Origin of the sequence: Burkholderia sp. BCC1977, assembly GCF_905339595.1 — a bacterium.
Classification (GTDB): Bacteria; Pseudomonadota; Gammaproteobacteria; order Burkholderiales; family Burkholderiaceae; genus Burkholderia.
Window position 1 is genome coordinate 1 of record NZ_CAJPGQ010000081.1, and the last position, 10,272, is coordinate 10,272.

The window sequence follows — 10,272 nt, forward strand, 5'->3', positions numbered from 1 at the left end:
CTAAGGGCAAAAGAGTGCACCGGAATTGCAAACGCTCCGCTCTGCTGTGGTAATTGGTACGTTCTTGCACCCGGCGCCCCGCCCACGGTCCAGAAGAAACAGGATGGATTCTTGAATTTAGTTTGCGATATTCGATTTCAGATCGTCGAGATAGTTGTAGATTGTGAAGCGCGTCACGCCGAGCGCAGATGCTGCCTTATCAACTCCGCCCTTCACGATGAAAAGTCCTCGATCCTGCATTAATGCGACAGCGGCTGTTTTTTCGTCTTTATTCATTTGGGTGGCGGGTTTTCGGAAGCGATGAATGGCCTGAGAGATGATGTCGTCTATAAGTGACTCTATATCGGGTGGATTTATCTTCGCGGGCTGATCGGGCCTATTGCCATTGCGCGAGGACAACATTCGAGAAAACAGTGCGTGCACAGTTTCAATGTCGTGCATATCTGCATTGATGCAAAGTGCGGCAAAGGGTTGTCCTAGCGAATCACGGAATATCACCGTGCCTGAGGTAAGCATGCGACCGTCGCGAGTGATTGTGGAATACGGGAACATCGAAACATGGCCTGGTTGGGTGGCTGTTCCGATCAAGCCTCTCGCTGTGGCAACAAGACCCTCATCATTTTGAGGTCCGGCAAGCAAGGAATTTCCTGGTTTGCGGCCCGTGACATGACCATTGGCGATTTGTAGTACAGAATTTTCTGGATGGATTATGTCATGTAGAACAACTTCCACATGGTCGCCGATCATAGCCCCGAGCATTGGGACGATGCTACTGATTGCGGAAAGGATTGCCTCGCGCTCAGCCTGCACCCTGCGAGGGATCACCTGTTCAGTTGCCGGGGGATTTCTGCCTGTCATTTCCTAGAAGTCCATCTCTATGATCACTTGAACTCAACGGCGATGTCACGCCACACTCGTATGTTGTCCCCCCGCAGACTACGGACAAGTCTAAGTCTAATGCAATGTTGGTCTTCTGGGCTGGAAGCGCGTTCCTTGGTCGGCGTTCGCACCTCCAGTTTGGTGTGCCGCGCCGTTCTCGTCCGGCGGTGGTCGGAATAAGACGAAAGCAGAATGATCTTTATCAGCCTTGCTCGGCACGGCGGATCCTGCCGCGATTACCGCTGCACATTGCCCAAGATCCCCGATTTGCTTCACGCATGCCGCGACTTCATTGGGAGGCAGCGGAGTCGGTAACGACTTGTCGTGCGATAGGTAAAGCGGGATGGCACGCGCCATTTCATGCCTCTTCCGAGACGTCGAAGGTCATCAAACAGTGATGTCCATCGAGGTGCTGGCTATATGGGTTTACGCCGATTTAATATACGGCTCGCTCCGAGCCATATCTATAATCAACAAAATGTTGAATCAATTTAACATGATTTAATAAAATATATTATTGGTTCGGCTACAGTGTTTTTGTCGCACGTCGTCTAATTTTTTTGCGAGGGCAAGTAATGAAACGCAGGCAGTTCCTTGCTGGCGTCGCTCAGGCCAGCGTCGTATTGGGTGCTCCCGCCCTGTCAAGGGCGGCTCTTGCGGGCACGACGATCACCCATGTCGGATTCGGCGGCACAGCGGCGGATTACATACGCGACGTCCTCGCGCCGGCCTTTGCTCGCGAAACCGGCATTCAAGTTCGGATCATGGCCGGCCCGGATCTTGCGCGGATCAAGGCGCAAGTACAGGGTGGCCATGTTGAGTGGGATGTCGTCGAAGTTGGGCCGCAAGCCTACGCCGGCCAAAAGGAAGGGCTTTGGGAGCCGATCGACCAAGCGTTGATTCCACCGTCGCACTTTGAAGTACAGGCGCCGCCCTTTGCCGTCCCGCTTCTCATCACTACTCAGGGCATCGCATACGACCCAGCTCGCAGTAGGCCGATCAGGACGTTCGCCGAGCTTTTTGATGTACGGAACTTTCCCGGTCGTCGGGCATTCCGCGACCGGGTCAGCGAGAACCTCGAGATCGCCTTACTCGCGGACGGCGTGAAACCGAACCAGCTCTACCCACTTGACGTCGAGAGGGCATTCCGGGTTCTGGATCAAATCAAGCCCCATGTTAAGAAGTGGAGCAACGAGACCCAGCTCATGATCTCGATGCTCCAGCAAAAAGAGGCTGAATATACGTATGCCGCCTCCAATCGCGTGAAGCTTGCGAATGAGAGCGGCAGTTCGATCGCGTTCTCTTTTGGCGAGGCCATCTCCAGCCCCTGGTGGACATGTGTGGTCAAGGGCACGAAAAACCGGCAGGCTGCCATGCAATGGCTTGCATTCCTGACGCGGCCCGACGTCCAACTGAAGCTCGCGAACAAGCACGGCCTGGCCTCTGGTGTCAAAGACGTCAACCAGAAGATCGACGCCGTGGCGCGGCGCTGGATCGTGGATTTCAAGAATCCCAACCACGTATTCCTGAACGACGCCTATTGGGCCGACCACTATGTCGCGCTCGACCGCCGCTTCAAGGAATGGATCATCTCTTAAAGGCGGGCGCGTGCCAGCTCAGTGAACGAGGATACGGAAATGAACGATTTGCAAAGGCGGGTGGATGACGCTCGGCTGAGGAGCATCGAGTTTGAACAAGAGTACGAAACCGTCACCGTCCCGCAGATGCTTTCGAAGGCCGCTCGCTTGTACGGTTCGAATATCGCGGTTGACTTCTTCGACCGCAAAGAAACCCTCACTTATGAGGAGCTACAAGCAGGTTCTGATCGGTACGCGAATGCGTTGCGCGCATTCGGTCTGCGCAAAGGCGATCGCATTGCGGTGATGCTGCCCAATCGCCGAGAATTTCCTTTAATTTGGTTCGCCTGCGCGAAGCTGGGAACGATCTTCGTTCCGCTCAACATGCGCTACACATCGCGTGAGATCGCGTTCGTCCTGAATGACACAAAGGCAAGCGCCGCGATCGTTGATGCGACCGTGTGGCAAACCTTTGCGGAGATGGACACGTGGCCGCAGGACCTGGAACGTGATCGCGTAATCGTGGTGGGGGAGGCGCCTGCCGCCGGGGTATCGACGCTCGTGCAGGTTCTTGAGGGCGCCTCCAGTTTGCCGATCGCGGTCGACGTACAGCCCGATGACGTTGTTAGCATCCAGTACACCTCCGGCACCACCGGGTTTCCCAAGGGCTGTATCCTGACGAACGATTACTGGGGAATTGTCTCGGCCGTACAGGCCTATCGACTGCTGGCCCCATACCAGCACCACCTGTGCTGGGCGCCCCTGACCTATGCCGACGGCATGATTCACATGGTCTCGGCGATCCGGCATGGCGCCACTGTGCATATGCCGGAGCGGCTCAGTTCGACGCGTTTCATAGCGTGGCTCAAGGCGTACCAGATCGAATGGTGCAGCATTCCCGAACTGATTGCTCGACAGCCGGCCACGTCTTTCGACCATGGCGTGCGCCTGAAGCAGTACCAGTTCGGTGGCGGTACCTGGAACCCAAGCTCGGTCGCGAACTTCAGGCAGCGGTTTCCCGTGTGCGGCAATGGCTTCTATGGCCTGACGGAAACCGGTTACGCCACACTGCCGCCAAACGACACTAACGAAATGGCGGAGATCGGCTCGTCAGGGCTATGTGCACCGTTCCGCGAGACCAGACTGGTCGATGATGACGGTAAGCCGGTGATGGTTGGGCAGGTCGGGGAACTTTGGGTGCGTGGCAAGGGGATGTTCAAGGGGTACTGGAACCGGCCGGATGCGAATGCGGAGTTGTTCAACGATGGTTGGTTCAAAACTGGCGATCTCCTGCGCTGCGACGAGTTCGGATTTCATTACTTCATGGGCCGCAAGAAGGACATGATTCGGCGTTCAAATGAGAACATCGCGGCGCGCGAAGTGGAGGCGGTGGTCTGCGAGATTCCTGAGATCGCAGCGGCAGCCGTAGTCGCAGTACCCGACGCCGAACGCGGCGAGGAGGTGAAAGTATGGGTCGAGCTGAAGCATGGCATAAATCGCGAAGCCGTACCGGTCCAGCGCATCCTGGACCATGCGCGCTCGCGTCTGGCGGCGTTCAAGGTCCCACGCTACGTTACCTACAGCGATGTACTTCCGCGCGTCGTCTCGAATCCGAACAAGATTAATAAGCGTGAGCTCACGGACGTAGAGAACCCGCTAGCGAACACCTACGACAGTAACGTCGGACATTGGCTCTGAATGAATGTCCAGCCCGATAGATCCTTGGGGGATACAGTCATGATGTCAGCAATCGAATTTCGTGGGGTCAGCAAGAACTACGGCCCGGCGGTCGCGCTGGACAGTGTCAATCTGTCCGTCGTGTCCGGCGAGTTCTTCTCGCTGCTTGGGCCCAGCGGCTCTGGCAAGACCACTCTGCTTAACACCGTGTCGGGAATGGTGTCGCCATCCAGCGGCTCTGTCTTAATTGACGGGCGCGATGTGACCCACATTCCACCTCGCCATCGTGGGCTTGGCATGGTATTCCAGAACTACGCGCTACTGCCACATATGTCCGTGTTCGACAATGTCGCGTTTCCGTTGCGCATCCGCAAGATGCCTAGGAAGGATATCGAGCGAGAGGTTATGGGAGCGCTCGAACTGGTTCGTTTGAAGGACTTCGCAAATCGCAAGCCGAAGGAGCTTTCCGGCGGCCAGCAGCAGCGGGTCTCGATCGCACGCTGTCTGGTGTACAAGCCCATGCTCATTCTGATGGACGAACCGCTCGGGGCCCTCGACAAAAAGCTTCGGCAACAGTTGCAGTTCGAGCTGAAGAGAATCCACCAGGATTTAGGCGTGACAATCCTCTACGTCACGCATGACCAGGAAGAGGCGCTGGTCATGTCGGATCGGATTTGTGTCATGAATCATGCCCGTGTCGAGCAGGTGGGTGCACCCAGGGATCTGTACCTCAGGCCCGTCAACGAGTTCGTCGCAGACTTCTTGGGTGAATCAAACGTGATCTCTGGTGAAGTCGTCGGGGTGTCCGGGGAGTCTGCGGACGTGCGCACCGAGACCGGAGCTGTAGTCCGATGCACGCTCCGACAATCTGCCACGACGCAACAGCGCATCAAAGTGATGGTCCGCCCGGAATGTGTTCGGCTTACCCCCCGGCAGGAAGCGCTGGTCGGCTGTCGGGCAGTCGTCAAGAACGTCGCCTTCGTCGGGGATGCCTTCCGCTATACCGTCCAGGTTGGCAGCCAAATCCTGACTGTGCTGCAGAACAGTCATTCCTTACACCAGGTCATCGAACCAGGCAGCGAAGTCTGGATTGACTGGTCCGCATCGGACGCGATATCGCTGGCAGCCTAGCCTGCGCGGGTCAACGGGAGCTGGCGGCCGTTATCTGGCGGTATTCGCGTTGTGTAACAATCCAACGATCAAGCATTCACATGTCACTCTTTTCCCTCGACGGGCAAGCCCCGTCGCTACCAGAAGACGGCTCGGTCTGGATCGCGCCCAACGCCTCGGTCATCGGTAACGTTGTGATTGGCCGGCAAGTCAGCATCTGGTTCGGAGCGGTCGTGCGCGGCGACAACGAGACCATCTACATTGGGGACGGCACCAACGTGCAAGATGGCGCGGTGTTGCATTCCGATGATGGGTCTCCCCTGTCCATCGGGGCCGGTTGCACGATCGGCCATCGCGCCATCCTGCATGGCTGCACCACCGGTGACGGATGCCTCATCGGGATGGGGGCGGTAATTCTGAACGGGGCGACGATCGGCAAGGGCAGCCTGGTTGGCGCCGGCGCGATGGTGACCGAAGGTAAGTCCTTCCCGGATGGTTCGCTCATCGTGGGCGCGCCCGCGAAGGCAATTCGAATGCTGGATGAAGCCACAATCGCAGCGTTGCATGCTGCGGCCGACTCTTATCGGGCCAACGCTAGGCGGTTTGCTCTTGGGCTTCGGACGGTCGACGTCTGACAGCAATCCATGCCCTTGCTTTCATTGACGTATTGGAGGCTTCATGTCAATTCAGATGAGCCGACGCGAACTGGCCGGTTATCTCGGGCCCGTTACCACCCTCATGGTGATCACCGTCGTCGCGCCGCTGCTGTTCATTGTTTATCAAAGCCTGGGCGAATCGAGTTTCTCACTGGAGGCCTATAGGAACATTTTCCAGAGCGCTCTGTTCCGCCGGATCGCGTGGACCACCTTCGAGATCGCGCTCTCATCCGCGCTCGTTAGCATCGTCCTTGCATATCCCATTGCACTTCATCTGTCACGCTTGTCGGACCGGTTGCGTCCGCTATTCATGATCTTCGTGTCACTTCCGTTCTTGACCAGTATTCTGGTCAAGAGTTTTGCCTTCACGATCGTTCTGGGTGACACCGGCTTGGTGAACAAAATGCTCGCGGCATGGCGGCTTCCCCAACTGACGTTGCTATTCAATCGCTTCGGCGTTCTGGTAGGCATGAGCAGCTTTCTGATCCCGTTCGTAGTGTTCCCACTATTGGCCAATCTGCTCGCCCACGACGCGAACCTGCGCAAATCGGCGTCGGTGATGGGGGCGTCGGACTTGCGCATTTTCTGGCAGATCACCTTTCCGCAGAGCGCGCCGGCGTTGGCGGCCGGCGGGGTCATGTGCTTCGTGCTCTCGATGGGCTCGTTCGTGACGCCCGCTCTGCTGGGTGGCCGGCAAGACATGATGGCCGCCAACTTGATCGACTTTTATACGCGTGAGGCGCTGGACTGGCCATCGGCATGTGCCGTCGCGGTCATCCTGTCCATCCTGAGTGGTGCGCTTCTGTGGCTACTCGGCCGCCTGCGTCGCGACAATTCGCTGATTTGAACTGAGGGAGAACCACATGTCGACACCGTTCGGAAAACTCAGCTCCTCGAGCGGCAAGGTCGTGGGGGCCTTTGCCATCTTCATATACCTGTACCTGCTTTTCCCAACTCTGATCATCGTGCCGATGTCGTTCGGCAATCGGATGGACATGGCATTTCCGCCAGCGCAATATTCGCTTGATCTGTACCGGGACTATCTACATTCTTCCGACTGGCTTGCTGTCACAGGCCACAGCGCTCTCTATGCCAGTCTCGCTGCTCTCCTTGCCATGATCGTGGGCGTGCCGGCGGGATACGCGTTGTCTCGCACACAGTTTCCGGGAAAGCGACTTTTGGTGCTTCTTACGCTGAGTCCGATGATGGTGCCGGTAATTGTAATTTCGCTCGGGCTGTATCTCTATTATCTCAAGCTGAACCTCACGGGCACGGCGTTCGGTATCGTGCTCGCGCATGCCATGTTCGTGATGCCCTACATCATTCTGACAATTTCTGCCGGCGTGGAGAGTTTGGACGAAAGATTGGAGAAGGCTGCGGTGATCATGGGTGCCGGCCAATGGCGCGTCTTCCGCACCGTGGTGCTGCCACAGCTCGCGTCGTCGCTTGTTTCGGCGGGCATCTTTGCGTTCTTGATGTCTTTCGACGAAGTGGTCATCGCGTGGTTCATCACGGGGCCGGACACGATGACACTGCCGGTGAAGATGTATTCGAGCATCAAGTGGGAGGCATCGCCCGTGCTCGCGGCCGTGGCGACGATCCTGACGGGGCTCTCGGTCGTTGTTTGCGTGGCGACTTCCTTCCTGAAGAAGGCCGCTGCCAAACCAGTCGACTCGCCGCAGGAAAGCCCTGACGATCTGTTGGTCGCGCAAGGGCGTTAGGAGATTGCCATGGGTGTACTTGACGGAATCAAGGTCGTCGAAATTGCCTCCAGCGCTCCAGTGTCAGTCTGCGCCATGCTGCTCGCGGACATGGGGGCTGAAGTCATCATTGTTGAAGCGCCCAATGCGCAACCTGTACTCCCGCGTCCAGAGGACATATGTAATCGCGGCAAGCGATCGATCGTGCTCGACCTACGCCAACTCGATGATGTGGATGCGCTGCTCGCGCTTCTCGAAAGCGCGGATATCTTCATCGAAGGTCTGGGCCCCGGTGTGGCTGAGGCGTGGGGATTCGGGCCGCAGGCTTGCCTCGCGCGCAAGCCATCACTGGTATATGGGTGCTCGACGGGCTGGGGCCAAGACGGTCCACTAGCTCAAGTACCTGCTCCCGGAGGAAACGTCGAGGCGGTTGCCGGAACGCTCTGGACGGCAACGGCACCCAACAATTGTCCCACGCCACGCGCGGGACTGCTCGACGTGGTGGGCGGCGGCGCCCTGTACCTTGCAATCGGCGTGCTCGCAGCTGCTGTGCATGCGCGCGAAGATGGTCAGGGGCAGGTGGTGGATGCCGCCACCATTGACGGCGCGGCGCATATGCTGAACCTGATGATGGTGGCATTGCCAGTGCGCGGCGGCTTCGAGAATATCCGACCTGCAGCAAACGAGAGTTTCATTATGCGCTCGTATCGATGCGCGGATGGTGAGTGGATTAACATCTCCGCGATAGAGTCCAAGTTCTATTCGGTACTGCTCAAGAAACTCGGTTTGAGCGATGACGCACAATTTGCCACGGGCCTGGAAGAAAAGCAGGCCTGCGGCGCGCTAGCCGCGCGGCTCGAGCAGATTTTCGCGAGCCGGCCGCGCAGTGCATGGTGCGAACTGCTTGAAGGCACGGATGCCTGCGTGGCGCCCGTTCTCTCACCCCAGGATGCCGCCCGGCACCCACACAACGCCGCACGGGGCCTATACGCAACCGTTGACGGCGTGTTGCAGGTCGTCGCGACACCTCGGTTTTGTGCAACGCCGTCGGCACCGCCCGGCCGGGTTCCATTACAGGGAGAGCATACGGATGATGTATTGAAGACACTGGGCAGGCGCGCCTCTTGAAGCCCGCCAGTTGGTTGAAAAGATCGTCGCCGCGGGCGCTGTAGTAGCGTTGCCACCAAAGTATGGGAGATTGGCTAAATGGGTGTCTTGGATGGTTTGAAGGTCGTCGAGATCATGTCGTCCGTCGGGCCGGGCAAGTTCAGCAGCATGATGCTCGCGGAGATGGGCGCAGACGTGATTATCATCGAGCGCCCTGCCGACGGAGCGGGGCTGCCTAGGCCGCACTACGTCTTCAATCGAGGCAAGCGGTCGGTCATGCTGGACCTCAAGAAGCCCGCTGCGGTGCAAGCAGTCATGCAACTGATCGAGAGATCGGACGTGCTGCTCGAGGGAATGCGCCCGGGCGTGATGGAGCGGCTCGGGCTGGGCCCGCAGGCTTGCTTTGAGAGGCACCCCGCGCTTGTCTATGGGCGCTTGACCGGCTGGGGGCAGTCCGGCCCACTATCCCATGCGCCTGGATTCGATGGCACGTTCGTATCATTGTCTGGCGCGTTGTCACTCGCAACCGAAGCCGGGGAGCGCCCGGAAGCGCCCCCTGGACTGTTGGGGGATGTGTGCGGTGGCGCACTGTACCTTGCGCTCGGGGTCTTGGCAGCGGTGATGCGGGCGCGGATCGATGGCCGCGGACAGGTCGTGGATGCGGCGATGGTCGATGGCGCGGCCAATATGCTCAACTGGGAACTTTCGAACCTTGCGAAGTCTGCGGTGGTGCTGGACCCGGCAGGACGCTATGGCCGCGGGCAACCGTGGATTCGTTCCTATCGATGTGCCGACGGCGAATGGGTCCGTGTCGAGGCCTGCGAGCCGGGCTTCTACACCGAACTGATCGCGCGGCTGGGCCTTGACAATGACGCACGGTTCGTGAATGCGTGGGGCGATGCCCGGGAATGGCCGTGGCTGGCGGCCCAACTGCAACTCCTGTTCTCCACCAAGACCCGTGCCCAATGGGCTACGCTGCTGGAAGGCAGTATTGCCAGTGTCGTACCTGTCCTGAGCCCGCCCGAGGCGGCGGCGCACCGGCACAACGTCTCCCGGGGAGTATACGAGGTGATCGATGGAGTCTTGCAGGCGTCGCCCGCACCGCGCTTTTCTGCCACAGCCTCGGAACGAGGCCTGCGCGTGCCGCCACTGGGAGCGCACACACGAGAAGTCCTGACGAGCCTTGACCTGCCGGACGCCGTGGTGGCTGAACTCGTTTTGGAAAACTGAGCGTTAGCGCATCCGCTCGTTGGCGAAGGTGCTGCGAGGTATCAAGAAGCAGAACCGCAACATGGAAGCTCGAAGCGATGCGCTGTATGGCGCCTGGCTGTGCGGAATGGTGCTCGGAACTGTCGGTATGGCGTTGCACCACAAGCTATGTCATACGTTGTGTGGCACATTCAACCTTCCGCATGCTGAGCCGCACGCGATTGTTTTGCCGCATGCTCTGGCTTATGACAGTCCGGTTGCAGCAGACGCCATGGCACGTATCGCGCGTGCAATAGGCCCGGAGAGCGCTGCAGACGGCCTATATGAGCTGAATCGAGAACTTGGCGTCCCAACCGG

Annotated in this window: 9 protein-coding genes and 1 pseudogene; 9 read left to right on the forward strand and 1 reads right to left on the reverse strand. The window is 58.5% G+C overall.

The features are described 5' to 3' along the window. Positions 1–117: 117 nt before the first annotated feature. On the reverse strand, positions 118–858 hold the full coding sequence (locus U5771_RS34075) for a transcriptional regulator (RefSeq protein ID WP_322028012.1): 741 nt from the start codon (positions 856–858) through the stop codon (positions 118–120). Between the two features lie 596 nt (positions 859–1,454). On the opposite strand from U5771_RS34075, the gene U5771_RS34080 reads away from it, so the two are divergent. The 9 genes and pseudogenes from U5771_RS34080 to U5771_RS34120 form a co-directional block, all read left to right on the forward strand. Then, positions 1,455–2,477 (forward strand): extracellular solute-binding protein, encoded by a 1,023-nt coding sequence (locus tag U5771_RS34080; protein WP_322028013.1) that lies wholly within the window; start codon positions 1,455–1,457, stop codon positions 2,475–2,477. 39 nt (positions 2,478–2,516) lie between these two features. Then, the gene (locus U5771_RS34085; RefSeq protein ID WP_322028014.1) at positions 2,517–4,154 is read left to right on the forward strand and encodes a class I adenylate-forming enzyme family protein; all 1,638 of its coding nucleotides are present in this window, start codon (positions 2,517–2,519) and stop codon (positions 4,152–4,154) included. A 39-nt stretch (positions 4,155–4,193) separates the two neighbouring features. After that, the gene (locus tag U5771_RS34090) at positions 4,194–5,264 is read left to right on the forward strand and encodes an ABC transporter ATP-binding protein (RefSeq protein WP_322028015.1); all 1,071 of its coding nucleotides are present in this window, start codon (positions 4,194–4,196) and stop codon (positions 5,262–5,264) included. An 80-nt stretch (positions 5,265–5,344) separates the two neighbouring features. After that, positions 5,345–5,878: a gamma carbonic anhydrase family protein gene (locus tag U5771_RS34095; RefSeq protein WP_322028016.1), complete on the forward strand. Its 534-nt coding sequence runs from the start codon at positions 5,345–5,347 to the stop codon at positions 5,876–5,878. 43 nt (positions 5,879–5,921) lie between these two features. Further along, positions 5,922–6,746 (forward strand): ABC transporter permease, encoded by an 825-nt coding sequence (locus U5771_RS34100; protein WP_322028017.1) that lies wholly within the window; start codon positions 5,922–5,924, stop codon positions 6,744–6,746. 16 nt (positions 6,747–6,762) lie between these two features. Next, positions 6,763–7,620: an ABC transporter permease gene (locus U5771_RS34105; protein WP_322028018.1), complete on the forward strand. Its 858-nt coding sequence runs from the start codon at positions 6,763–6,765 to the stop codon at positions 7,618–7,620. 9 nt (positions 7,621–7,629) lie between these two features. Further along, on the forward strand, positions 7,630–8,727 hold the full coding sequence (locus U5771_RS34110) for a CaiB/BaiF CoA-transferase family protein (RefSeq protein ID WP_322028019.1): 1,098 nt from the start codon (positions 7,630–7,632) through the stop codon (positions 8,725–8,727). Positions 8,728–8,805: 78 nt separating this feature from the next. Next, positions 8,806–9,936 carry a CaiB/BaiF CoA-transferase family protein gene (locus U5771_RS34115; protein ID WP_322028020.1) on the forward strand — a complete coding sequence of 377 codons (1,131 nt, stop codon included), beginning with the start codon at positions 8,806–8,808 and terminating at the stop codon, positions 9,934–9,936. Positions 9,937–9,946: 10 nt separating this feature from the next. Further along, positions 9,947–10,272, forward strand: a pseudogene (locus tag U5771_RS34120) (iron-containing alcohol dehydrogenase); the annotation flags it as partial.

Coding starts and splice junctions, on each gene's coding strand:
- U5771_RS34085 (WP_322028014.1), top strand. CDS start 2,517: ATGAACGATTTGCAAAGGCGGGTGGATGACGCTCGGCTGAGGAGCATC.
- U5771_RS34075 (WP_322028012.1), bottom strand. CDS start 858: ATGACAGGCAGAAATCCCCCGGCAACTGAACAGGTGATCCCTCGCAGG.
- U5771_RS34105 (WP_322028018.1), top strand. CDS start 6,763: ATGTCGACACCGTTCGGAAAACTCAGCTCCTCGAGCGGCAAGGTCGTG.
- U5771_RS34115 (WP_322028020.1), top strand. CDS start 8,806: ATGGGTGTCTTGGATGGTTTGAAGGTCGTCGAGATCATGTCGTCCGTC.
- U5771_RS34090 (WP_322028015.1), top strand. CDS start 4,194: ATGATGTCAGCAATCGAATTTCGTGGGGTCAGCAAGAACTACGGCCCG.
- U5771_RS34080 (WP_322028013.1), top strand. CDS start 1,455: ATGAAACGCAGGCAGTTCCTTGCTGGCGTCGCTCAGGCCAGCGTCGTA.
- U5771_RS34100 (WP_322028017.1), top strand. CDS start 5,922: ATGTCAATTCAGATGAGCCGACGCGAACTGGCCGGTTATCTCGGGCCC.
- U5771_RS34110 (WP_322028019.1), top strand. CDS start 7,630: ATGGGTGTACTTGACGGAATCAAGGTCGTCGAAATTGCCTCCAGCGCT.
- U5771_RS34095 (WP_322028016.1), top strand. CDS start 5,345: ATGTCACTCTTTTCCCTCGACGGGCAAGCCCCGTCGCTACCAGAAGAC.